Source organism: Streptomyces sp. NPDC047049 (genome assembly GCF_040643995.1).
Classification (GTDB): domain Bacteria; phylum Actinomycetota; class Actinomycetes; order Streptomycetales; family Streptomycetaceae; genus Streptomyces; species Streptomyces mooreae.
This window is the reverse complement of sequence record NZ_JBEYVM010000001.1, coordinates 833,811-856,348: the sequence shown is the minus strand read 5'-3', so window position 1 is coordinate 856,348 and position 22,538 is coordinate 833,811. Positions and strand designations below refer to the sequence as shown.

18 protein-coding genes and 4 tRNA genes are annotated in these 22,538 nt (G+C 70.8%); 9 read left to right on the top strand and 13 right to left on the bottom strand.

Annotation, left to right across the window (positions count from 1 at the left end):
• Nucleotides 1-98 precede the first annotated feature (98 nt).
• Nucleotides 99-638: a hypothetical protein gene (locus tag ABZ851_RS03965; protein ID WP_361121653.1), complete on the bottom strand. Its 540-nt coding sequence runs from the start codon at nucleotides 636-638 to the stop codon at nucleotides 99-101.
• Between the two features lie 262 nt (nucleotides 639-900).
• A complete protein-coding gene (locus tag ABZ851_RS03960) occupies nucleotides 901-1,251 on the bottom strand; it encodes a metallopeptidase family protein (RefSeq protein WP_311625801.1) in 351 nt (116 codons plus the stop codon).
• A gap of 121 nt (nucleotides 1,252-1,372) precedes the next feature.
• On the opposite strand from ABZ851_RS03960, the gene ABZ851_RS03955 reads away from it, so the two are divergent.
• The 4 genes from ABZ851_RS03955 to ABZ851_RS03940 all read left to right on the top strand — a co-directional run bounded on the left by ABZ851_RS03955 (nucleotide 1,373) and on the right by ABZ851_RS03940 (nucleotide 3,477).
• Nucleotides 1,373-3,121, top strand: a complete 1,749-nt coding sequence (locus tag ABZ851_RS03955; protein WP_361121650.1) for a metallophosphoesterase — start codon at nucleotides 1,373-1,375, stop codon at nucleotides 3,119-3,121.
• 82 nt (nucleotides 3,122-3,203) lie between these two features.
• Nucleotides 3,204-3,276, top strand: a tRNA-Glu gene (locus tag ABZ851_RS03950).
• 48 nt (nucleotides 3,277-3,324) lie between these two features.
• Nucleotides 3,325-3,399, top strand: a tRNA-Asp gene (locus ABZ851_RS03945).
• A 4-nt stretch (nucleotides 3,400-3,403) separates the two neighbouring features.
• Nucleotides 3,404-3,477 (top strand) — tRNA-Phe (locus ABZ851_RS03940).
• 137 nt (nucleotides 3,478-3,614) lie between these two features.
• Here ABZ851_RS03940 and ABZ851_RS03935 read toward each other — a convergent pair.
• On the bottom strand, nucleotides 3,615-4,721 hold the full coding sequence (locus tag ABZ851_RS03935; RefSeq protein ID WP_361121647.1) for an ABC transporter permease: 1,107 nt from the start codon (nucleotides 4,719-4,721) through the stop codon (nucleotides 3,615-3,617).
• A gap of 135 nt (nucleotides 4,722-4,856) precedes the next feature.
• Between ABZ851_RS03935 and hrpA the strand changes: the two genes are divergently transcribed.
• The 3 genes from hrpA to ABZ851_RS03920 all read left to right on the top strand — a co-directional run bounded on the left by hrpA (nucleotide 4,857) and on the right by ABZ851_RS03920 (nucleotide 9,718).
• Entirely contained in the window at nucleotides 4,857-8,960 is a 4,104-nt protein-coding gene (gene hrpA, locus ABZ851_RS03930) for an ATP-dependent RNA helicase HrpA (RefSeq protein ID WP_361121644.1), read from the top strand.
• A gap of 112 nt (nucleotides 8,961-9,072) precedes the next feature.
• Nucleotides 9,073-9,147 (top strand) — tRNA-Asp (locus ABZ851_RS03925).
• Nucleotides 9,148-9,484: 337 nt separating this feature from the next.
• Nucleotides 9,485-9,718, top strand: coding sequence for a DUF6274 family protein (locus tag ABZ851_RS03920; RefSeq protein WP_361121641.1), 234 nt, complete (start codon nucleotides 9,485-9,487; stop codon nucleotides 9,716-9,718).
• A 529-nt stretch (nucleotides 9,719-10,247) separates the two neighbouring features.
• Here ABZ851_RS03920 and bldC read toward each other — a convergent pair.
• The gene (bldC, locus tag ABZ851_RS03915) at nucleotides 10,248-10,454 is read right to left on the bottom strand and encodes a developmental transcriptional regulator BldC (protein ID WP_003949541.1); all 207 of its coding nucleotides are present in this window, start codon (nucleotides 10,452-10,454) and stop codon (nucleotides 10,248-10,250) included.
• 511 nt (nucleotides 10,455-10,965) lie between these two features.
• Nucleotides 10,966-11,802, bottom strand: coding sequence for a hypothetical protein (locus ABZ851_RS03910; protein ID WP_361121638.1), 837 nt, complete (start codon nucleotides 11,800-11,802; stop codon nucleotides 10,966-10,968).
• A 196-nt stretch (nucleotides 11,803-11,998) separates the two neighbouring features.
• Here ABZ851_RS03910 and ABZ851_RS03905 point away from each other — a divergent pair, with 196 nt between their 5' ends.
• Nucleotides 11,999-13,117: a Glu/Leu/Phe/Val dehydrogenase dimerization domain-containing protein gene (locus ABZ851_RS03905; protein WP_361121635.1), complete on the top strand. Its 1,119-nt coding sequence runs from the start codon at nucleotides 11,999-12,001 to the stop codon at nucleotides 13,115-13,117.
• Between the two features lie 319 nt (nucleotides 13,118-13,436).
• Nucleotides 13,437-13,688 carry a DUF3073 domain-containing protein gene (locus ABZ851_RS03900; RefSeq protein WP_088798556.1) on the top strand — a complete coding sequence of 84 codons (252 nt, stop codon included), beginning with the start codon at nucleotides 13,437-13,439 and terminating at the stop codon, nucleotides 13,686-13,688.
• 185 nt (nucleotides 13,689-13,873) lie between these two features.
• Here ABZ851_RS03900 and purM read toward each other — a convergent pair whose 3' ends face one another.
• The 8 genes from purM to purS all read right to left on the bottom strand — a co-directional run bounded on the left by purM (nucleotide 13,874) and on the right by purS (nucleotide 22,517).
• Nucleotides 13,874-14,944, bottom strand: a complete 1,071-nt coding sequence (gene purM / locus ABZ851_RS03895; protein WP_336047272.1) for a phosphoribosylformylglycinamidine cyclo-ligase — start codon at nucleotides 14,942-14,944, stop codon at nucleotides 13,874-13,876.
• A gap of 34 nt (nucleotides 14,945-14,978) precedes the next feature.
• The gene (gene purF, locus ABZ851_RS03890) at nucleotides 14,979-16,538 is read right to left on the bottom strand and encodes an amidophosphoribosyltransferase (protein ID WP_311625794.1); all 1,560 of its coding nucleotides are present in this window, start codon (nucleotides 16,536-16,538) and stop codon (nucleotides 14,979-14,981) included.
• A 347-nt stretch (nucleotides 16,539-16,885) separates the two neighbouring features.
• Nucleotides 16,886-17,683, bottom strand: coding sequence for a sterol carrier family protein (locus ABZ851_RS03885; protein ID WP_361121630.1), 798 nt, complete (start codon nucleotides 17,681-17,683; stop codon nucleotides 16,886-16,888).
• An 88-nt stretch (nucleotides 17,684-17,771) separates the two neighbouring features.
• Nucleotides 17,772-18,617, bottom strand: coding sequence for a M23 family metallopeptidase (locus ABZ851_RS03880; protein ID WP_361121627.1), 846 nt, complete (start codon nucleotides 18,615-18,617; stop codon nucleotides 17,772-17,774).
• A 33-nt stretch (nucleotides 18,618-18,650) separates the two neighbouring features.
• The gene (locus tag ABZ851_RS03875) at nucleotides 18,651-19,166 is read right to left on the bottom strand and encodes an ArsR family transcriptional regulator (protein WP_361121624.1); all 516 of its coding nucleotides are present in this window, start codon (nucleotides 19,164-19,166) and stop codon (nucleotides 18,651-18,653) included.
• A gap of 182 nt (nucleotides 19,167-19,348) precedes the next feature.
• The gene (purL, locus tag ABZ851_RS03870; RefSeq protein WP_088798562.1) at nucleotides 19,349-21,598 is read right to left on the bottom strand and encodes a phosphoribosylformylglycinamidine synthase subunit PurL; all 2,250 of its coding nucleotides are present in this window, start codon (nucleotides 21,596-21,598) and stop codon (nucleotides 19,349-19,351) included.
• A complete protein-coding gene (gene purQ / locus ABZ851_RS03865; RefSeq protein ID WP_088798563.1) occupies nucleotides 21,595-22,275 on the bottom strand; it encodes a phosphoribosylformylglycinamidine synthase subunit PurQ in 681 nt (226 codons plus the stop codon). Before purQ ends, purL begins: the two co-directional genes overlap by 4 nt.
• Nucleotides 22,272-22,517, bottom strand: coding sequence for a phosphoribosylformylglycinamidine synthase subunit PurS (purS, locus tag ABZ851_RS03860; protein WP_030086196.1), 246 nt, complete (start codon nucleotides 22,515-22,517; stop codon nucleotides 22,272-22,274). The genes purQ and purS overlap by 4 nt, the downstream gene beginning before the upstream one ends.
• Nucleotides 22,518-22,538: the final 21 nt, after the last annotated feature.

Sequence of the window (22,538 nt, the reverse complement as noted above, 5' to 3'; positions counted from 1 at the left end):
CAAGGCTACGCGCCCCGTCGGCACCCCTCACCCCCGGCGGCCGGTACATCCCTTCGACCCTCTACACACCTTCCGCCACCTACGCCCCCCTTTTTCTCCTACGCCTCTGCCCCGTACGGGTCCGACGGCGACTGCGACTGCTCCGGTGACAGCGGCGAGACGGGAGACGGTCCGGACGCCTGGGAGCTCGGCGGCGGCGGAGCGCTGCTGGCCGGCGGGGTCGGCTGCGCGCTGGGCGTACCGGGCGGGGGCGAGGCCGGCGGCGTGGGGCGGTCGGGGCGGGACGGCGAGGGCTTCGGCCGCCCGCCGTGATCGTCGGAGCCGCCGTGGACACCGCCCGCCCCCGGCTCGGGACCCGACGGCTCCACGGGCTGGGACGGCTCACCGGGCCCGGGCGGCGCCGGCTTCGCGCTCCCCGGCTTCTTCTTCGCCTTGTCGTCGTCGCCGGCCGGACGCCCGGCGCCGTGATGGCCCATCCGCCGCGGCCCGCCGCCGCGGCCGTCCACGGTCACCCCGCCGGGGCCGGGCAGCCCGCCCTCCCCGTCGTGCCGCGCACTACTGCCGGTCGGTCTCGGTTTCTCCGGATCGCTCACGCTCATACAGCCGGCCAGCGACACGGCCAGCGCGGAGACGGCCACGGCCGCGGCAACGGCCCGGGAGTGCCTGCGGCGCGCCGGCGGGCGCGACGGGGCGGCAGGGGTGACGGACGGCGACGGGGACGGTGTCGGCGTCAGGGGCGAATGACAGGGGCTCGGGCGCACGGCGGGACCTCCGGATCCGGAGCGCAGGGACAGCGGTACGGACTCCCTGCCCAACTCCCGCTCCCCACCCGAGGACACGCACCGGGCCCGGCGGATCGCGCCGGGCACCGCGGACCGGACCGGGCCGGGGCCCCCGGCTCTAGCCGTAGCCGAGCGCGTGCAGCCGCTCATCGTCGATGCCGAAGTGGTGCGCGACCTCGTGAACGACCGTCACTTCGGTCTCCGCGACCACGTCCTCGCGCGTGTCGCACATCCGCAGCGTCGGCCCCCGGTAGACGGTGATCCGGTCCGGCAGCACACCCGCGTACCACTCGCCGCGGTCGGTCAGCGGCGTCCCCTCGTAGAGCCCGAGCAACTCGGGATCGCCGGCCGGGGGCTCGTCCTCGACGAAGACCGCCACGTTGTCCATCAGCCGGGTCAGCTCCGGCGGAATCCGGTCCAGCGCCTCGGCGACCAGTTCCTCGAACTCCTCGCGCGTCATTTCCAGCACACCACCATTCTCCGCCACCCGGACCCACCACCGATCGTCGCGTCCCGCCCGCCACTCCGCACCCCAACCGGAAGCGGCCGCTCCCCGCATAGCGGTGCCACCGGCCGGGCATACGGGACCAATGGCCCGCGCCGCGCGCTCCCGGACACCGCACCCCGACTCCCCGCGCACCCCGCCGCACCGGCTGCTGTTCACCTGGCTCCGCGGCGTACCCGCACTGCCCGCAGCCGTCCGCCGCGCCTACCGCTCCCGCCGTACGGCCGTGGGCGCTCCCGTCCTGGACCCGTTGCGCTCCTTAGCCCACCCGGCCTCCGCCACCCCGCTCGGCGCCGCCCCGCGCCACCCCCTGCGCTCCGCCCTCGGCCTGATATCCGTGGCCGTCCTCGGTGCCTGGCTGGGGCTGGTCCTGATCGGCGGCGTCCACGCCCCCGTCGGCCCGATGGACACCAGCATGGCGCTGCGCCCCTCGCTGACCGGCGGCACCAGGATCGACGTCCCGCCCCTCGGCGACCTGGAACTGAGCAGCCACTACGCACCCGTAGCGCTCGATGTCGATGTCGACCGGCTGGACCCGGTCCGCTCCCGGGCGCTGGTCGATCACCCCGAGCGGTTCGCCGGCCTGCAGGACGAGGTCACCCGTGACGTCACCCGCGGCGCCCTGGGGCTGGCGCTGCACTCCGCTGTCGCCGTGGCGTGCGGCGCGACCGCGCTGAGCCTGGCCGTCCACCGCCGCCCGCGCCGCGCGCTGGCCGCCGGCGGGCTGGCGCTCGCCCTGCTCGCCGCCTGTGCCGGCACCGCGTACGCCACCTGGAACCCCAAGTCCGTACTGGAGCCGAAGTTCTCCGGGCTGCTCTCCTCGGCCCCGTCCGTGGTCGGCAACGCCCGCAACATCGTCAGCGAATTCAACGTCTACCAGAAGGAGTTGGCGCGCCTGGTGACCAATGTGACCAAGCTCTACGACGCCACCTCGACGCTGCCGGTCTACCAGCCGGAACCCACCACCATCCGGGTGCTGCACGTCTCCGACATCCACCTCAACCCCGCCGGCTGGCGGATCATCGCCTCCCTGGTGAAGCAGTACCGGATCAACGTGATCATCGACACCGGCGACACCATGGACCACGGCTCGGCCGCCGAGAACCACTTCCTGGACCCGGTCTCCACCCTCGGCGCCCCGTACGTCTGGGTGCGCGGCAACCACGACTCGCGCGGCACGCAGAAGTACCTGACCGGCCGCCGCCACGTCACCGTCCTGGACCACGGCAGGGTCGCCCGGGTCGCCGGCCTGCGCCTCGCGGGCGTCGGCGACCCGCAGTTCACCCCGGACCGCTCCGTGGTGGCGGCCGGCGAGCCCGCCGAGCGCACCGCCGGCGGCCGGCTCGCCGATTCGCTGCGCACCCAGCGGCTGGCCGGCACCCCCGTCGACATCGCGCTGGCCCACAACCCCACCGCCGTGTCCGAGGCGGACGGCCTGGCCCCGCTGGCACTGGCCGGCCACCTCCACCACCGCGAGATCACCACGCTCCCCCAGGGCACCCGGCTGATGGTCGAGGGCTCCACGGGCGGCGGCGGGCTGCGCGCGGTGCAGAACAAGAAGCCCGCACCGGTCGAGGCGTCGGTGCTCTATCTGGACCGGACGACGAAACGGCTGCAGGCCTGGGACGAGATCACCCTCGGCGGACTGGGCCTGTCGCGGGCCGAGGTCAGCCGCCACCTCCCCCGCGAGAACCAACCCGGCGCCACGCCCTCGGCGTCCGGCTCCCCTCACCCGTCCGGAGCCTCGCCCGGCACTTCTTCCAGGGCTTCTTCCGGACCCTCCTCCAGCCCGCTTCCACGCCCGGCCAGGAGCCCTTCCCGCGGCCCCCGGTAAACCGTTTTGGCGAACGGTCCTCCCATCCCATATGCTTCTCACGTCCCCGACGGCGCCGGTAACGACGCCAAGGTGGCCACCAGCCCTCATCGTCTAGTGGCCCAGGACGCCGCCCTTTCAAGGCGGTAGCACGGGTTCGAATCCCGTTGGGGGCACGCATCACCGTGTGCGAGACTGGCTCACGCCGCTTTCGCACAATGCAAGGTCCTGTGGAGCAGTTTGGAGTGCTCGCCACCCTGTCAAGGTGGAGGCCGCGGGTTCAAATCCCGTCAGGACCGCTGTGGCTGGGTAGCTCAGTTGGTACGAGCGATCGCCTGAAAAGCGATAGGTCGCCGGTTCGACCCCGGCCCCAGCCACACCCATTGGGAGAAGGCCCCGATTCCTCGAATCGGGGCCTTTTTCGTGTCCGCCGATGCCGTCCCTTCCATCGATGCCGAAGACGGTTCTTCTTTTTTCCGCCCGGCGTCCGGGGCCCGGCGCGCGCCCCGCCGCCTCACGCGTCCGCGGCGGGCGCCACCGCCTCCTCGCGGCCACCCGGGTGGCGGTGCCGCCAGATCCAGAACACCGTGCACGAGAGCACCGACCAGCCGGCCAGCACCAGGAAGGGGAAGGCGTGCTGGTGGCCGCCGAAGTAGACGGCGGTGTGCTGGGCGTTGACCGAGCCGCCCGGCGGCAGCCAGCGGCCGACGAGACCGAGGGCGGACGGCAGCAGCGGCCAGGAGACCGCACCGCCCGAAGAAGGGTTGCCCAGCAGCACCATCAGCCCCCAGGTGGGGATCATCGCCCAGCGCCCCATGAGGGCGTTGAACATCGTGAAGACCATGCCGGACGTGAACATCGTCAGCGCCAGGATCAGCCAGGACTCCACGAACGGCAGCCGCAGCGCGCCCAGCCACCAGTCGACCACCGCCGCGATACAGAAGCCCCCCAGCAGCGCATAGACCGCGGTGCAGGCGATCCGCTCGGCCGGCTCCAGGCCGCGGGCGTGCACGCTGAGCTGGATCGCGCCGACGAAACCGATGATCACCGCGGCCAGCGAGATGTAGAACAGCGCCAGACCGCGGGGATCGCCCTTCTGCAGCGGTTTGATGTCCCGGATCCGGACGTCCACGCCGGTCGCCTCACCGACCTTCGCGCCCGACTGGGTCAGCAGCTGCGCCACCGTGGCCCCCGAGGCGCCGGAGACGTCCAGCTCCACGCCCCGGCCGCGGGCGCGCAGGATCGCGAACTCCTCCTGCTCGTCGACGGCCCGCCGGGCCTGGCCGTAGGTGCGGTACCCGGTCAGCCGGAGCGAAGCGTTCAGTGCCTTCTCCATCCCCTGGGTGAAGGCCTTCACCGGCGGGGTGTCGGGAGAGCCGACCACGGCGGTCGGGACGGACCGGGGCGTCGGATTGGCCATGGCGTACGTGTACGAGCCGGCGAACAGACCGGCCGCCGCGGCGACGATGAAGATCAGCACGACCGCGGGGAGGTAGGGCGACTTCCTGAAGGCCGTCCACATGACGGCCGCCCGCCTCTGCGCGCCGCTCCGCGGCCCGCCGTGTGCGCCGTGCGGAGCACAGCCGCCGGGCGGGCCGGAAGCGCCGCGATGATCAGCCATAGGGACACGCTAAAGCAGCGACTCGGGGCATACCCGGGCAGATACCCCGTATAGGGCGGCCCGGGGGCTCATGATCCGGCCGTACGGGCAAATGGTTCGCCAGTCGATTACGTGAGGTGAGATCCTGGGGGACGTATGTCCAGTCAGCCTGCCTCCGCCCTGCCCGACGGCGCTGTCTCCACCCCGCCCGGCACCCCCGCTCCCACCCTGACCGCTCTGCTGGAGCGGCTGCCCGAGCTGATGCTGCGCGACCAGCAGCGGCTGGGGCGCCGGCTCGACGGCGCGCGCCGGATCCGTAAGCCCGAGGCCCGGGCCGCCGTGCTCGCCGAGATCTCCGCCGGCCTCGACGAGGCGGAGCTGCGGGTCGCCCAGCGGCGGGCCGCGGTGCCCGGGATCACCTATCCGGAAGAGCTGCCGGTCAGCCAGAAGAAGGACGAGATCCTCGCCGCGATCCGCGACCACCAGGTCGTGATCGTCGCCGGTGAGACCGGCTCCGGCAAGACGACCCAGATCCCCAAGATCTGTCTGGAGCTCGGCCGCGGCATCCGGGGCCTGATCGGGCACACCCAGCCCCGCCGGATCGCGGCCCGTACGGTCGCCGAGCGGGTGGCCGAGGAGCTGAAGACCCCGCTGGGCGAGGCGGTCGGCTGGAAGGTCCGCTTCACCGACCAGGTCGGCGGCGACACCCTCGTCAAGCTGATGACGGACGGCATCCTGCTCGCCGAGATCCAGACGGACCGCGAGCTGCGCCAGTACGACACGATCATCATCGACGAGGCACACGAACGCAGCCTCAACATCGACTTCATTCTCGGCTACCTGGCGCAGCTGCTGCCCCGCCGCCCGGACCTGAAGGTCGTGATCACGTCCGCGACCATCGACCCGGAACGGTTCGCGCGGCACTTCGGCAGCTTCGCGTCCGTAGGGGCGGCGCCGGACCGCACCGGCGCCTCCGGGAGCGACGAGCCGGAGCCGAGCGCCCCCATCGTCGAGGTCTCCGGCCGTACGTATCCGGTGGAGGTGCGTTACCGCCCGCTGCTGGAAGAGGGCGGCCAGGAGGCCGACCGCGACCAGATCACCGCGATCTGCGACGCCGTGGACGAGCTGCAGGCCGAGGGCCCCGGCGACATCCTGGTCTTCCTCTCCGGCGAGCGGGAGATCCGCGACACCGCGGACGCGCTCAACAAGAAGGCCCTGCCGTTCACCGAGGTCCTTCCGCTCTACGCCCGGCTGTCGCACGCCGAGCAGCACCGCGTCTTCCAGCGGCACACGGGCAGACGGATCGTGCTGGCCACGAACGTCGCCGAGACCTCGCTGACCGTCCCGGGCATCCGGTACGTCATCGACCCGGGCATGGCCCGTATCTCGCGCTACAGCTACCGCACCAAGGTCCAGCGGCTGCCCATCGAACCGGTCTCGCAGGCCAGCGCCAACCAGCGCAAGGGCCGCTGCGGCCGTACCAGCGACGGCATCTGCATCCGCCTCTACTCCGAGGACGACTTCCTCTCCCGTCCCGAGTTCACCGACGCCGAGATCCTGCGGACGAACCTCGCCTCCGTCATCCTGCAGATGACCGCGGCCGGCCTCGGCGACATCGAGCAGTTCCCGTTCATCGACCCGCCGGACCGCCGCAACATCAAGGACGGCGTCGATCTGCTGCGCGAGCTCGGGGCGCTCGACACCCAGCAGAAGCCCGCCAAGCCGGGACAGAAGGGCCAGCGGCTGACCCCGCTCGGCCGCAAGCTCTCCCAGCTGCCGGTCGACCCGCGGCTGGCGCGGATGGTGCTGGAGGCGGACCGCAACGGCTGTGTCCGCGAGGTCATGGTCATCGCGGCGGCGCTGTCCATCCAGGACCCGCGCGAGCGGCCCGCCGACAAACAGCAGCAGGCCGACCAGCAGCACGCCCGCTTCAAGGACGAGACCTCCGACTTCCTCGCCTTCCTCAACCTCTGGCGCTACGTCCGCGAGCAGCAGAGGGAGCTGTCCTCCTCGGCCTTCCGCCGGATGTGCCGCAGTGAATTCCTGAACTACCTGCGGATACGCGAGTGGCAGGACATCTACTCCCAGCTGCGTTCGGTCGCCAAGACCATGGGCATCCACCTCAGCGAGGAGGATGCCGCGCCGGACCATATCCACACCTCGTTGCTCTCCGGTTTGCTCTCGCACATCGGCCTCAAGGACACGGACGCCAAGAACGAGTATCTGGGCGCCCGCAGCGCCAAGTTCGCGGTGTTCCCCGGGTCCGCGCTCTTCAAGAAGCCACCGCGCTGGGTGATGTCGGCCGAGCTGGTCGAGACGTCCCGCCTGTGGGCGCGGGTGAATGCGAAGATCGAGCCGGAGTGGATCGAACCGCTCGCCCAGCATCTGGTGAAGCGGACGTACAGCGAGCCGCACTGGGAACAGAAGATGGCCGCGGTGATGGCCTACGAGCGGGTGACGCTCTACGGCGTCCCGATCGTCGCCCAGCGCAAGATCGCCTACGGCCGGATCGACCCGGAGACCTCGCGGGACCTGTTCATCCGCAACGCGCTGGTCGAGGGCGACTGGCGCACCCACCACCAGTTCTTCCATGACAACCGCAAACTTCTCGGCGAGGTCGAGGAGTTGGAGCACCGGGCCCGGCGCCGCGACATCCTCGTGGACAACGAAACCCTCTTCGACTTCTACGACCAGCGCATTCCGGCCGATGTGGTCTCCGGCGCGCATTTCGACGCCTGGTGGAAGAAGCAGCACCGCGAAGAGCCGGAGCTGCTGAACTTCGAGCACTCGATGCTCATCAATGAGTCCGCCGAGGCCGTCACCAAGGACGACTACCCGGATTCCTGGCGGCAGGGAAAGCTGAAGTTCAAGGTCACCTACCAGTTCGAGCCGGGCGCGGACGCGGACGGCGTGACCGTCCACATCCCCCTCCAGGTGCTCAACCAGGTCTCCTCCGAAGGCTTCGACTGGCAGATCCCCGGCCTGCGCGAGCAGTTGGTGACCGAGCTGATCCGGTCACTTCCCAAGCCGATCCGCCGTAACTACGTCCCGGCGCCGAACTTCGCGGCCCGCTTCCTGGACTCCACGGTCCCTCTGCAGGGCGCCCTCGTGACCTCACTGGCCGCGGGGCTGCAGCGGATGGTGGGCGTGCCCGTCGACGCCGCGGACTTCGCCCCGGACAAGATCCCCGACCACCTCAAGATCACCTTCCGGGTGGTGGACGAGCGCCGCCGCAAGCTCGCCGAGGACAAGGACCTGGAGGCGCTGCGGCTGAAGCTCAAGCCGAAGACCAGGGCGGCCATCTCCAAGGCCTTCGAGCAGGCCGCCGAGCGCCCCGCCGGGGACCGCAAGGGCGGCGCGGGCGACGGGCGGGCGGCGGCCGGCCCGGAGCAGCGCACCGGCCTGACGTCCTGGACGATCGGCGCCCTGCCGCGCACCTTCGAGACCCGGCGCGGGGGCCAGCCGCTGAAGGCCTACCCGGCGCTGGTCGACGAGGGCAGCAGCGTCGCGGTCCGCCTCTTCGACACCGAGGCCGAACAGCTCACGGCGATGTGGGCGGGCACCCGTCGGCTCATCCTGCTCAACATTCCCACCAACCCCGCCAAGTTCGCCCAGGACAAGCTGAGCAATCAGCAGAAGCTGGCGCTGTCCCGTAATCCGCACGGCTCGATCGGGGCACTCTTCGACGACTGCGTCACCGCCGCCGCCGACCGGCTGATCGCGGCCCGGGGCGGCCCGGCCTGGGACGAGGAGTCCTTCCGCAAGCTCTTCGACGCCGTCCGCGCCGACCTGGTGGACGTCACCCTCAAGACCATCCAGCAGGTCCAGGAGGTGCTGGCCGCCTGGCAGGCGTGCGAGCGCCGGCTGAAGGAGACCTCGTTCCCCTCCCTGCTCCCGTCGCTCACGGACGTCAAGGAGCAGCTGGCGGCGCTGATCAAGCCGAGCTTCGTCACGGCGCACGGCGCCAAACGGCTGCCGGACCTGATGCGCTACCTGGTGGCCGCCGACCGCCGGCTCCAGCAGCTGCCCACCCACGCCGAGCGGGACCGCACCCGGATGGCGAAGGTGAAGGAGATGCAGGACGAATACGCCTGGCTGCTGGAGCAGTTCCCGCAGGGCCGCCCGGTGCCCGCCGCGGCCCGGGAGATCCGCTGGATGATCGAGGAGTTGCGGGTGAGCTACTTCGCCCATGCCCTGGGCACCGCGTACCCGGTCTCCGACAAGCGGATCGTGAAGGCGGTGGACGCCGCCGCGCCGTAGGCGGCGTCTTTTCCCCGGGAATCAGGGCCGCCGGTAGCGAGTTCGACCGCACCCCCTGACCTGCTGTACAGTCTTGTTTCGCAGCCCGCCGCAAGCGGAAAGCGAAACGCAAGGTCCTGTGGAGCAGTTTGGAGTGCTCGCCACCCTGTCAAGGTGGAGGCCGCGGGTTCAAATCCCGTCAGGACCGCATGATGACGGCCCGCATCCTTCTCGGATGCGGGCCGTTTTGCTGTCCGGACCGTTCCGCCGTCCGGACGGTTCTGCTGTCGGAGTGATCCCGCGCCCGGTGGACAGCCGCCGCCGGGCACCGGTCACCGCACTCCCCGTCAGGACCCGCCCCTGCGGCCCGTGTCGGGCCCTTCAAGTGCCGCCGGCCCCGGGCCGCGCCGCCCTCCGTGTCCGCCGCCGCCCGCCCCCGCAGGCCGAATGCGGTGCGTAGCCGGTTTGCTGCCCGCCGTATTGACTGCGGCTCGTGCCACCGGTACTCACTGAGGAAGGGCACGGGGGCCGGGGAGGTATGCGCGATGACGACTGCGGTACGGCACGAGACCAGAGCACTGTTGCGGGCCCATCTGTCGGCGGCCACGGCCTACCGCCACCTGATGCGGCACTGCCCCATCTGCCATCAGCTGCTGCGGCTCGCCATGGAGCCGCACACGGCCCGCTCCGCGGCTCCGGCGCCCGCGGCCGCTCCCGCCCCGCCGCCGGCCGTCTGCGAGCCGCAGGCGGCCGAGGACGAAAGTCCCGTGAGCGGATGACCAACGCCACCCGCGCCCTCGTACGCGCGGTGACAGGCTGTTGGGCGCGGCGGGAGAAGTTCTCTACCGCAGCGGACGTATCGTCTTCAAGCGCCGCGCAGTGTGACGGGTGTCACCGAACCAGTTTGGCGCGATGCGGAACTTACAACCCCCATACAACCGGTCAATTTAATATGTGCAATTGCACCACCTGTAAACGGCTCAGTAGCGAGCCCGCAGGGTCCGTGCACAGAGGCCCCCACAAGCCCCGTGAAGGCACCCTGACCGGCGTCCGGGATGGCATCGGCGGCGTGCCGACCCGGCCGCCGTGAAGGGCCCTGGAGCGGGCGCACACAAAAAGATCGCGCTGGACCCGGCGGAGTCCAGCGCGATCGATGACGTACCCAAGATGCGGCGGGCGTGGGGCCTGTTGGGGCAGGCGCCGCGTCATATGAAGCTGTGTGAAGCAAGGTGAAACAGGTCTAGCCAGGGGTGCAAAGCAGGCATTTTCGGGTTGGGGGCCCCGAAAACGACCTGGTTATGCGGTTGTTCAGGCCTCGCTGCGCTGCTGCGGAATGCCCGCGAGCAGTGCGCGGACCTCAGCCTCGCGGTAACGCCGATGCCCTCCGAGCGTGCGGATGGACGTGAGCTTGCCTGCCTTGGCCCAGCGGGTCACCGTCTTCGGGTCCACGCGGAACATCGTGGCGACCTCAGCAGGGGTAAGCAGCGGCTCGGCGTCAGGGGTGCGAGCGGTCATGAGCGGCCTCCTCGGGAGAACCGAACCATCACGGTTCTTTCCTCTAAATTCTGCACCTTGACCCACGTTGCCCGAAATGGCGGACGCGGGCCGAGTCGGTTATAGGACGAACGGCTTGTCCTCGGCACTACAACTACACCATCTGTCCAGCCACGTCGGCCAAACCGATGGAATTGCCCTCTCAGGTGTTCAACCTCGGCGGAAGCCGATGGACCGTGCCATAGCGGACAGTCACTCGTCCGTGACGATCAGTCACAACGTGAACAGACGCCACGAGACCCCTCAAGGAGCGCAATACCGATCTATCCGCCCTTAGTTGGACGGAAGGAGCCCGCGTCGGGCTCCTTGTCCTATTTTGGCACGAGGGTATGGCTTGGGAGCAAGACCCGAAGTCAGTGCTTTAGGTCACGCTTGAGGCAATCGCCCGGATAGGGACCTACGTCCTTTACCGTCCGGCCGCCGAAAGCGAAGGAACTGATTCCGCATATCTACCATTGCACCGCACCGGCGCTCAGCTGGAGAACTGGCGTTCCCGCACCGCACGCCACCGCTGGGAAAGTTTCTCGTACGCGACCCCGGCCCGCTCGCCGTCGCCCGCGCGCAGCGCCGCCAGCCCCTCCGCCACCTCGGCGGCGGAACGGTCCTCGGCAAGCTGTTCCTCGGGCACCGCGTGCACCAGCCCTCCGTAGTCCAGCTCCACGAGCGAACGCGGATGGAATTCCTCGAGCCAGCGCCCCACATCTACCAGGCCGTCGATCAGCGGTCCCTCCTCCAGGGCGTCGCGCAGCGTGCGCAGCCCCCGGGCGACCCGTCGCCGCGCCTCCACCATGGGCGTCCGGTAACGCATCACGGGCGCCTGGTCACCCTTCGTGTACTCCCGCTCGCCATCGTCGAACAGCACGAACCAGCGGACCGGGACGTGCCAGGAAGCGCCGCGGATCCAGGGCCTCGCGTCCGGGTTGCGCTCCCGCCACCGCTCGTAGTCGCCGGCCGCCTGCAGCCGCACCACCGGGGGCAGCGCCGCGTCCAGCACCGACGCCGGCAGCAGCTCGTCCAGCGCCTCCAGGGCCTGCCAGCCGCGCAGCCGGGTGCGCCAGGGGCAGACACACGTCACGTCGTTCACCACGGCGATGAAGGCGTCCGCGCTCTCGTGGACCGGCACCGGCACCGGCGGGGTCGCCAGCAGATCGGCCAGCGCCCGGCGCTGCTCGTCCTGGGCGGTGGGGGTGTCCTCCCGTTTGGCATAGCGCGCCCAGTGGGAGCGCTCCGGCTCGGGGAACGCAGCCAGCGGCTCGTAGACCCGTAGATATGCCATGTACGGGACCTTCACCGACGACGCCAGGGCCACGCCCGCTCCTTCAAAGGGGAAGTCGCCGCCGGGAGATCCCGAGGGCCCCCGCCGGCCTGCGATACGACCAGATCGTCCCATGCCCGTCCCCCGGGAGAGGGTGATCCTGGGCACCCGGCCGATCAACCGGTCCCGCAGGTCTTACGCTCTTTTCAACCGGCCCTCCCCACCCGTCGGAGGGCACCCTTCGCGACTTATGGGAGTCACCACCGTGACTGACGTACGTCCGGCCCACGCCGGCACCGACGGCGGCGTTCTGCACACCCTGTTCCGATCGGAACAGGGGGGCCACGAGCAGGTCGTTCTCTGCCAGGACCGTGCCAGCGGCCTCAAGGCCGTGATCGCCATCCACAGCACCGCCCTGGGCCCCGCCCTCGGCGGCACCCGCTTCCATGCCTACGCCTCCGAGGAGGAGGCCGTGCTGGACGCCCTCAACCTGTCGCGCGGCATGTCCTACAAGAACGCCCTCGCCGGGCTGGACCACGGCGGCGGCAAGGCCGTGATCATCGGTGACCCCGACCTGATCAAGACCGAGGAACTTCTGCTCGCTTACGGCCGGTTCGTGGCCTCCCTCGGCGGCCGCTACGTCACCGCCTGCGACGTCGGCACCTACGTGGCCGATATGGACGTCGTCTCCCGTACGAACAAGTGGACCACCGGCCGTTCCCCGGCGAACGGCGGCGCCGGTGACTCCTCCGTCCTGACCGCCTACGGCGTCTTCCAGGGCATGCGCGCCTCGGCCCAGCACGCCTGGGGCGACCCGACGCTGCGCGGCCGCACGGTGGGCATCGCGGGCGTCGGCAAGGTCGGTCACCTCCTCGTCGAGCACCTGCTCGAGGACGGCGCCGAGGTCGTGATCACGGACGTCCGCGCCGATTCGGTGGCGCGGGTGCGCGCCAAGTACCCGCAGGTCACGGCCGTTGCGGACACCGAGGCCCTGATCCGCACCGAGGGCCTGGACGTCTATGCCCCGTGTGCGCTGGGCGGCGCGCTGAGTGACGATTCGCTGCCGGTGCTGACCGCGAAGGTGGTGTGCGGCGCGGCCAACAACCAGCTCGCCCACCCCGGCGTCGAGAAGGACCTCTCCGACCGCGGCATCCTCTACGCCCCCGACTACGTCGTGAACGCCGGCGGTGTCATCCAGGTGGCCGACGAGCTGCACGGCTTCGACTTCGACCGCTGCAAGACCAAGGCGGCGAAGATCTTCGACACCACGCTGGCGATATTCGCTCGCGCGAAGGCCGACGGCATTCCGCCCGCCGCGGCCGCCGACCGCCTGGCCGAGCAGCGCATGGCGGAGGCGCAGCGCGCCTGACCCAGGCCGGAAATGCCCCCTTGCGGGCCGGAAAGACAGCTCTGTGCGGCCCGCCGCGGGCGGCCGGGGGAGACATCCCTCACCACCCGTCGGCGGGTCGCCGTACAGGACAGGTTAAAATCGCAGTTGACCAGCGGGGACAGGGCACCTTGCCGGTCGTGCCGAGCGGCGGGTGATGCGGGCGACGTACCGTATGGCCGCGGAAGCAGGTACCGTTAAAGCCCTACGGGCCGGTCTCTCTGTCGAGAGCCCGCTCTGATCCATGAACGCGTGTCAAGACTCTGGGGCCACCGAGCCCCGTCATTGAGGGGGTCGACCCATGGGGCGCGGCCGGGCCAAGGCCAAGCAGACAAAGGTCGCCCGCCAGCTGAAGTACAGCAGCGGTGGGACGGATCTCTCACGACTGGCCGACGAGCTGGGTGCAACACCGTCGAACCAGCAGCCTCCGAACGCCGAGCCGTTCGAGGAGGACGAGGACGACGACCCGTACGCACGGTACGCAGATCTGTACAACAGCGACGACGAAGAAGAGGACGAAGGCGACTCCTCCCAGCAGCGTCGTCGCGCTTGACGCTCTGCGCGCTCGCGGCACCCATAACAGCATCACGGACCCGGTCCTGGGCATCGCCCGGACCGGGTTCTGTGCTGCGCGGATGACCGCTGCCCGGATCACCGTGGGCGCGATCGCACCGACGGCCGCCGGAGAGAGGGGCGCCCGTCCTGGCCCGGCTGGGGCCGGGGCAGGCGCCCGTCCGCTCAGCTCGCGTAGTCACCGGTCAGGGTCACTGCCTCGGCGCGGTCACCGCGGTCGGTGATCTCGCCGCTGACCCAGGCGTCCACGCCGCGGTCGGCCAGCGTGGTCAGGGCGGCCTCCACCGAACCCTGCGGCACGACGGCCATCATGCCGACGCCCATGTTGAGGGTCTTCTCCAGCTCCGGGCGGGCGACCGAGCCGGCCGTGCCGACCAGGTCGAAGACCGGGCCCGGCGTCCAGGTGGCGCGGTCGACGGTGGCGTGCAGACCGTCCGGGATCACCCGGGCGAGGTTGTTGGCCAGACCGCCGCCGGTGATGTGCGAGAAGGCGTGCACCTCGGTCGTACGGGTCAGGGCCAGGCAGTCCAGCGAGTAGATCTTGGTGGGCTCCAGGAGCTCTTCGCCGAGCGTGCGGCCGAACTCCGGGATCTCCCGGTCCAGGGCCATTCCGGCACGGTCGAACAGCACATGGCGGACCAGCGAGTACCCGTTCGAGTGAAGCCCGGAGGACGCCATGGCGATCACCGCGTCGCCCGTACGGATACGATCCGCACCCAGCACCCGGTCCGCCTCGACGACGCCGGTGCCGGCACCCGCGACATCGAACTCGTCCACGCCCAGCAGCCCCGGGTGTTCCGCGGTCTCGCCGCCGACGAGCGCACAGCCGGCCAGCACACAGCCCTCGGCGATGCCCTTGACGATCGCGGCGACCCGCTCGGGGTAGACCTTGCCGACGCAGATGTAGTCGGTCATGAACAGCGGCTCGGCGCCGCAGACGACCAGGTCGTCGACGACCATGCCGACGAGGTCGTGGCCGATGCTGTCGTAGACGCCCATCTTGCGGGCGATGTCGACCTTCGTGCCGACGCCGTCGGTCGCGGAGGCGAGCAGCGGACGCTCGTACCGCTTGAGGGCGGAGGCGTCGAAGAGGCCGGCGAAGCCGCCGAGCCCGCCCACGACCTCGGGGCGGGTGGCCTTCTTCACCCACTCCTTCATCAGGTCCACGGCGCGGTCGCCGGCTTCGATGTCGACGCCCGCGGCGGCGTAGCTGGCACCGGAGGATTCAGCGGACATGGCTGAGCACTTTCCTGTCGTGTGTGAACGAGCTCTACGGGCGACGCAGCGCGTCGGCCCCGCCGACCCCGGCGGTGAGCGTCTGGACGCCGTCCACGTCGGACGTGGTCCCGCTCGCGGTCTCCGACTCCAGGAGGTGCTTGCCCAGCAGCCCCGGGTCGGGCAGCTCCATCGGGTACTCGCCGTCGAAGCAGGCGCGGCACAGGTTCGGCTTGGCGATCGTGGTCGCCTCGGTCATGCCGTCGATGGAGATGTACGCGAGCGAATCGGCGCCCAGCGACTTGCCGATCTCCTCCACGCTCAGCCCGTTGGCGATCAGCTCCGCGCGGGTGGCGAAGTCGATGCCGAAGAAGCACGGCCACTTGATCGGCGGCGACGAGATCCGGATGTGGACCTCGAGCGCACCGGCCTCGCGCAGCATCCGGACCAGGGCGCGCTGGGTGTTGCCGCGGACGATCGAGTCGTCGACGACCACCAGGCGCTTGCCGCGGATGACTTCCTTGAGCGGGTTGAGCTTGAGCCGGATACCGAGCTGGCGGATGGTCTGCGAGGGCTGGATGAAGGTCCGGCCGACGTAGGAGTTCTTGACCAGGCCGGAGCCGTAGGGGATGCCGCTGGCTTCGGCGTATCCGACAGCGGCGGGCGTGCCGGACTCCGGCGTCGCTATCACCAGGTCGGCATCGGCCGGCGCCTCGGCGGCCAGCTTGCGGCCCATCTCCACCCGGGAGAGGTACACATTGCGGCCGGCGATGTCGGTGTCCGGGCGAGCGAGGTAGACGTACTCGAAGACGCAGCCCTTGGGGCGGGCCTCGGCGAAGCGGCTGCTGCGCAGACCGTTCTCGTCGATGGCGACCATCTCGCCGGGCTCGATCTCCCGGATGAAGCTGGCGCCGCAGATGTCGAGGGCGGCGGTCTCGGAGGCGACCACCCAGCCGCGCTCCAGGCGGCCGAGGACCAGCGGGCGGATGCCCTGCGGGTCGCGGGCGGCGTAGAGCGTGTGCTCGTCCATGAAGCAGAGCGAGAAGGCGCCCTTGACCTTGGGCAGGACGCGCGGGGCGGCCTCCTCGACGGTCAGCGGCTTGCCGTCCTCGTCGACCTGGCCGGCCAGCAGCGCCGTCACCAGGTCGGTGTCGTTGGTGGCCGCGACCTGAGTCGCCCGGCCGCCCTCGCGGGGCAGCGCGGCGACCAGATCCGCCAGCTCGGCGGTGTTCACCAGGTTGCCGTTGTGGCCGAGCGCGATCGAGCCGTGCGCGGTCGCACGGAACGTCGGCTGGGCGTTCTCCCACACCGAGGCACCGGTGGTGGAGTAGCGGGCATGGCCCACGGCGATATGGCCCTGGAGAGAGCCGAGCGAAGTCTCGTCGAAGACCTGGGAGACCAGGCCCATGTCCTTGAAGACGAGGATCTGGGAGCCGTTGCTCACCGCGATGCCCGCGGACTCCTGTCCACGGTGCTGCAGCGCATACAGCCCGAAATAGGTGAGTTTGGCGACCTCTTCACCCGGAGCCCAGACACCGAAGACGCCGCAAGCGTCCTGGGGGCCCTTCTCGCCGGGGAGCAGGTCGTGGTTGAGTCGTCCGTCACCACGTGGCACGCCACCGAGTCTAGGGCAGGTCGCGCATTCATCCGAACCGGGGATGGCCGCGGAACTGGATGAGTGCATGAATGCGGGGCCGCACGGTGTGACGTGCCCATGCCCCGCGACGGGTGGCCGAGCGCCCCGGGCGCACCGCGGATCCCTTGGCTCACCTGGTGCGGCGCCGGATACGGGGCCCGCGGCGCGGACCGTGTGGATCTTGCGGTGCGGTGGCGCGTCCCGCTCCGTGTGAGATGCGCGACGCCGCCCGCGGCCGCGACCGGTACGGGCGCCGGGGATGCCGCCCACGCCGGGGTGCGGGGCCGGGCCCACGTCCGGTGCGGGCGCCGGGCCCACCGCCGCCGTCAGCTCAGCACCGGCAGATACCCGCTGATATCGGCCCGCTCGCCGCCGGCGCTGACCGTCGCCGCGTCCAGTGCCTCGGTCCAGGACGTGCGTCCGGTGGCCAGCCGTATCCAGGTCAGCGGGTCGGTCTCGACGACATTCGGCGGGGTGCCGCGGGTGTGCTTGGGGCCCGCCACACACTGCACCACGGCGAACGGCGGAATCCGCAGCTCCACCGAACCGCCGGGGGCCCGGTTCGCCAGGACGTCGGCCAGCAGGCGGGTGGTGGCGGCCAGGGCCTGGCGGTCGAAGGGGATCTCCAGGCCGGTCGCCGCCGCGAGGTCGTCGGTGTGCACGACGAGTTCGAGACAGCGGGTGACGAGGAAGTCGGCCAGCGGCATCGCGCCGGGCAGGACCGGCACCAGCCGGTCGTCCGGCTCCGGCGCCACGACCTCGGCGAACTCGGCGGCGGTGCGTTCCAGCAGCTCCACGGGGTCGTGCGCGCCGGCCAGGGCGCGGGTGCGCGCGTCGACGTCAGAGGCACGCGGTGCGGCCGCCGACGGCCACTCCAGCAGGGTGGCCTCCGCCCGCGCCGGCACCGGCCGCTCAAGACCGCGCGCCACGCTCCCCACGGCCATGGACAGATGCGCCACCAGCTCGCGCACCGTCCAGTCACCGAGCCGGGTCGGCAGCGCCAACTGGCCCGGCGCCAGGGCGCGCACGGCCTCCTGGACGTGCGCAAGCTGGGCCGTGACGGCGCTGCGGGTCTTCTTCGGGTCGTACCGGCGGGGGCGCGGCTTCCGGGCGGCAGGAGGCATGTCCGTCAGCCTACGAGGCGGCACTGACAGGTGCTGCCGAATGCGCGGGACGGGCGCCGGGGCGGCCGGCGACCGGGCGGCCCGGCGCTCAGCTCGCCGGTGCCGTCCGCGGCGCCGCGGCCTCGAAGGTCTCGCCCGTGCGCGGGACGCCGACGCCCTGCCAGGTGAACGGGACGCCCTGGGCGGTGACCGGGTCGGCGGCGTCCATGAGCTGGAAGTGGACGTGCGGCTCGCTGCTGTTGCCGGAGTCGCCGCACTGGCCGATGGTCTCTCCGGCCCGCACCCGGTCGCCCGTACGGACGGTGAGCGAACCGCGGCGGACATGGGCGTAGAGCGCGTGGACGCCGCCTCCCAGGTCGAGGATCACATGGTTGCCGAGCATCCAGCGGGCGCCGCCGAGCGTGCGGGCGGGGCCCTCCAGGGCGAGCAGGTAGACGGCCGCGGGCCAGGACGTGCGGCTGAGATGGTCGCGACTGCCGTCCTCGGCCCGGACGACGGTGGCGTCGGCGACGGCGAGCAGGGGCGCGCCGAAGGCCGGGAACTCCTCGTTGCGGCGGAACAGCGGCCACCAGCCGAACCCGGGCCGGGAGTCCGGCTCCGGTTCCGCCACGATGTCGATCGCGTACGCCTGCCCGTAGGCCCGTGTGCCATGGCTGGGGACCTTGTCGGCGGGGCTGTTGAGGGCCTTCCAGCGGCCGGTGACCGGGGCGGCGACCGCCACCGGCTCGCGGACCGGGCCCGTCGCGCCGTCCCCCTCCTCGCGGGCCGCCCGGCGGTTCGCCCCGAATCCGATCAACATCCACAGGCCCAGCGGAACCCAGCCCCACAGATACGGGATGTCGACGAAAAACCTCGCCACGACTATCGCGAGGAAGATGAGCAGGCAGGCGCGTGCGGCGTACCTGGCGAGCTTTCGTTCAGTGGTGGACTTCATTCCGTCTCCCCCGTGAGGTCGTGAGGCCGGGCGTCAGCACCCGGCGGCGGTCAGCATCACCAGCAGCGGTACGACGCGGCCGGCCGGAACCTCGTAGCGGCCGCGGGCGGCCGTCTGCAGCCAGCCGGCGGCGGTCAACTGCCGTAGGTGGTGGTAGATCTGGCCGGTCGTGCCCGTGCCGTCGAGGCCGGTGAGTTCGGCGGCGGTGCAGCGGCCGCCGAGGATCTCGCGCAACAGCCGCAGCCGCAGGGGCTGGCCCAGTGCGGCGAACGACTCGGCGGCGGCCGCCCAGTCGTCGTCCAGCAGGGCATCGGTGGCCAGGCCGTACTGCCACTCGTAGCGCAGCCCGGCCGGCGTCCGTACGGCCCCGGTGAAGAGCACTCCGCCGTTGTCGGCACCGAGTTCGGCCCACTGCTCCTTGAGGCCGCGCAGCGCCCACAGCTCCTCGTCCGGTTCCCGCTCGGGCGCGGAGACCGGAGAGCGGGCGGCGGACCGTTCCAGCGCGGCCAGCCGGCGTTCCACTTCGGCCAGCCGCTGCTCCAGATCCATGGTTAGAGATTACGTAATGACGTAATTCCTGGCAATGGCTGCCGTGCGGGAAGGTACGGGAACGCGCCAGAAGGTGCGGGGAAAAACGGCGACGGCCCGTCCCCATGGCGGGAACGGGCCGTCGGACCGTCGGTGGCGCAGCGCCCGGGCTGCGTCTCAGACGGATCAGGCGATCAGACGGATCAGGCGATCAGGCCCGGGATGGTCGCCTCGTGCGCGTCCTTCAGCTCGCTCAGCGGGATGCTGAACTGCCCCTGGACATCGATCTCGGTGCCGTCGACCACACCGATCCGGGTGGCCGGCAGCCCCCGTGCACCGCACATGTCGGTGAAGCGAAGCTCCTCGCTGCGCGGCACGGCCACCACGGCCCGGCCCGCCGACTCGGAGAAGAGCAGCACGAAGGGGTCGAGGCCGTCGGGAACGACGAGGCGGGCACCCTTGCCGCCGCGCAGGCAGGACTCCACCACGGCCTGGATCAGACCGCCGTCGGAGAGGTCGTGCGCGGCGTCGATCATGCCGTCGCGGGAGGCGGAGATCAGCACCTCGGCCAGCAGCCGCTCGCGCTCCAGGTCCACCTGTGGCGGCAGACCGCCGAGGTGGTCGTGCACCACCTGCGACCAGGCCGAACCGCCCAGCTCCTCGCGGGTGTCACCCAGCAGGTAGAGCAGCTGGCCCTCGTCCGCGAAGGCGATCGGGGTACGGCGGTTCACATCGTCGATCACGCCGAGCACCGCGACGACCGGGGTCGGGTGGATCGCCACCTCGCCGGTCTGGTTGTAGAGCGACACATTGCCGCCGGTGACCGGGGTGCCGAGGGTCTGGCAGGCGTCGGCGAGACCACGGGTGGCCTCGGCGAACTGCCACATCACCGCCGGGTCCTCGGGCGAACCGAAGTTCAGGCAGTCGGAGACGGCCAGCGGCTTGGCACCGGATGCGGCGACATTGCGGTACGCCTCGGCCAGCGCCAGCTGCGCGCCGGTGTACGGGTCGAGCTTGGCGTAGCGCCCGTTGCCGTCCGTGGCGAGCGCGACGCCGAGGTTGCTGTCCTCGTCGATCCGGACCATGCCGGCGTCCTCCGGCTGCGCGAGGACGGTGTTGCCCTGCACGAACCGGTCGTACTGGTCGGTGATCCACGCCTTGGAGGCCTGGTTGGGCGAGGCCACCAGCGCGAGGACCTGCGCGCGCAGCTCGTCCGCGTTCGCCGGGCGGGCCAGCTTGGCCGCGTCGTCGGCCTGAAGGGCGTCCTGCCAGTCGGGCCGGGCATACGGGCGCTGGTAGACCGGGCCCTCGTGGGCCACGGTGCGCGGCGGTACGTCCACGATCTGCTCGCCGTGCCAGAAGATCTCCAGCTGCGAGCCCTCCGTCACCTCACCGATGACGGTCGCGATGACGTCCCACTTCTCGCAGATCTCCAGGAAGCGGTCGACCTTCCCCGGCTCGACGATCGCGCACATCCGCTCCTGCGACTCGCTCATGAGGATTTCCTCGGGCGAGAGGGAGGAGTCACGCAGCGGCACGGTGTCCAGCTCGACGCGCATCCCGCCGGAGCCGGCCGAGGCCAGCTCGCTGGTGGCGCAGGACAGCCCGGCGCCGCCGAGGTCCTGGATGCCGTCGACCAGGTCTTCCTTGAAGATCTCCAGGGTGCACTCGATGAGCAGCTTCTCCTGGAAGGGGTCGCCGACCTGGACGGCGGGGCGCTTGGCGGGCTTGGAGTCGTCGAAGGTCTCCGAGGCCAGCACGGAGACGCCGCCGATGCCGTCGCCGCCGGTGCGGGCGCCGTAGAGGATGACCTTGTTGCCCGCGCCGGACGCCTTGGCGAGGTGGATGTCCTCGTGCTTCATGACGCCGATGCAGCCGGCGTTGACCAGCGGGTTGCCCTGGTAGCAGGCGTCGAAGACGACCTCGCCGCCGATGTTGGGCAGGCCCAGGCAGTTGCCGTAGCCGCCGATGCCCGACACCACGCCCGGCAGGACGCGCTTGGTGTCGGGGTGGTCGGCGGCGCCGAACCGCAGCGGGTCCACGACGGCGACCGGGCGGGCACCCATGGCGAGGATGTCGCGGACGATGCCGCCGACGCCGGTGGCCGCGCCCTGGTAGGGCTCGATGTACGAGGGGTGGTTGTGGGACTCCACCTTGAAGGTGACGGCGTAGCCCTGGCCGACGTCGACGACACCGGCGTTCTCGCCGATGCCGACGAGCAGCGCGTCGTTCTCCGGGGCCTTCTCGCCGAACTGCTTCAGGTGGACCTTGCTGCTCTTGTAGGAGCAGTGCTCGGACCACATCACCGAGTACATGGCGAGTTCGGCGCCGGTGGGACGGCGGCCGAGGATCTCGCGGATGCGCTGGTACTCGTCCTGCTTCAGGCCGAGCTCGGCCCACGGCTGGTCGGTGTCCGGCGTCTCGGCTGCGTGCTTGACGGTGTCCAGAGTCATGCGTTGACCAGCTTCTTCAGGATCGAGGTGAAGAATCCCAGGCCGTCGGTACGGCCCGTACCGATCAGCGGCTCCACGGCGTGCTCGGGGTGCGGCATGAGGCCGACGACGTTGCCCGCCTCATTGGTGATGCCGGCGATGTCGCGGAGCGAGCCGTTGGGGTTGCCGTCCAGGTAGCGGAAGGCGACCCGGCCCTCGGCCTCGAGCATGTCGAGCGTGCGCTCGTCGGCGACGTACCGGCCGTCGATGTTCTTCAGCGGGATGCTGATCTCCTGGCCGGACGCGTAGTCCGACGTCCAGGAGGTCTCCGCGTTCTCCACCCGCAGCTTCTGGTCGCGGCAGATGAAGTGCAGATGGTTGTTGCGCAGCATGGCGCCGGGCAGCAGGTGGGTCTCGGTGAGCACCTGGAAGCCGTTGCAGATACCGAGGACCGGCATACCGGCCCTGGCCTGCTCGATCACGGTCTCCATCACCGGCGAGAACCGGGAAATGGCGCCGGCCCGCAGATAGTCGCCGTACGAGAAACCGCCGGGCAGCACCACGGCGTCGACCTGCTTGAGGTCCTTGTCGCGGTGCCACAGCGGCACCGCTTCGGCACCGGCGACCCGGACCGCGCGCTGGGTGTCGCGGTCGTCGAGCGTGCCGGGGAAGGTAATGACTCCGATCCGCGAGGTCATGAGTCGACCCGCACGGTGAAGTCTTCGATGACGGTGTTGGCGAGGAAGGTCTCGGCCATCTCTTGGATGCGAGCGAGGGCGGCGTCGTCGACCGGACCCTCCACCTCAAGTTCGAAACGCTTGCCCTGACGGACGTCGGCGATCCCCTCGAAGCCCAGGCGTGGCAGTGCGCGCTGCACCGCCTGCCCCTGCGGGTCGAGGATCTCCGGCTTGAGCATGACGTCGACTACGACGCGTGCCACTGGCACTCCCGGTGGTGTGGT

Excerpts from the sequence above, each read along its gene's own strand:
- ABZ851_RS03955 (WP_361121650.1), top strand. The coding sequence starts at position 1,373 with ATGGCCCGCGCCGCGCGCTCCCGGACACCGCACCCCGACTCCCCGCGC.
- ABZ851_RS03935 (WP_361121647.1), bottom strand. The coding sequence starts at position 4,721 with ATGGCTGATCATCGCGGCGCTTCCGGCCCGCCCGGCGGCTGTGCTCCG.
- hrpA (WP_361121644.1), top strand. The coding sequence starts at position 4,857 with ATGTCCAGTCAGCCTGCCTCCGCCCTGCCCGACGGCGCTGTCTCCACC.
- ABZ851_RS03920 (WP_361121641.1), top strand. The coding sequence starts at position 9,485 with ATGACGACTGCGGTACGGCACGAGACCAGAGCACTGTTGCGGGCCCAT.
- bldC (WP_003949541.1), bottom strand. The coding sequence starts at position 10,454 with ATGACCGCTCGCACCCCTGACGCCGAGCCGCTGCTTACCCCTGCTGAG.
- ABZ851_RS03905 (WP_361121635.1), top strand. The coding sequence starts at position 11,999 with ATGGGAGTCACCACCGTGACTGACGTACGTCCGGCCCACGCCGGCACC.
- ABZ851_RS03900 (WP_088798556.1), top strand. The coding sequence starts at position 13,437 with ATGGGGCGCGGCCGGGCCAAGGCCAAGCAGACAAAGGTCGCCCGCCAG.
- purM (WP_336047272.1), bottom strand. The coding sequence starts at position 14,944 with ATGTCCGCTGAATCCTCCGGTGCCAGCTACGCCGCCGCGGGCGTCGAC.
- ABZ851_RS03885 (WP_361121630.1), bottom strand. The coding sequence starts at position 17,683 with ATGCCTCCTGCCGCCCGGAAGCCGCGCCCCCGCCGGTACGACCCGAAG.
- ABZ851_RS03880 (WP_361121627.1), bottom strand. The coding sequence starts at position 18,617 with ATGAAGTCCACCACTGAACGAAAGCTCGCCAGGTACGCCGCACGCGCC.
- ABZ851_RS03875 (WP_361121624.1), bottom strand. The coding sequence starts at position 19,166 with ATGGATCTGGAGCAGCGGCTGGCCGAAGTGGAACGCCGGCTGGCCGCG.
- purL (WP_088798562.1), bottom strand. The coding sequence starts at position 21,598 with ATGACTCTGGACACCGTCAAGCACGCAGCCGAGACGCCGGACACCGAC.
- purQ (WP_088798563.1), bottom strand. The coding sequence starts at position 22,275 with ATGACCTCGCGGATCGGAGTCATTACCTTCCCCGGCACGCTCGACGAC.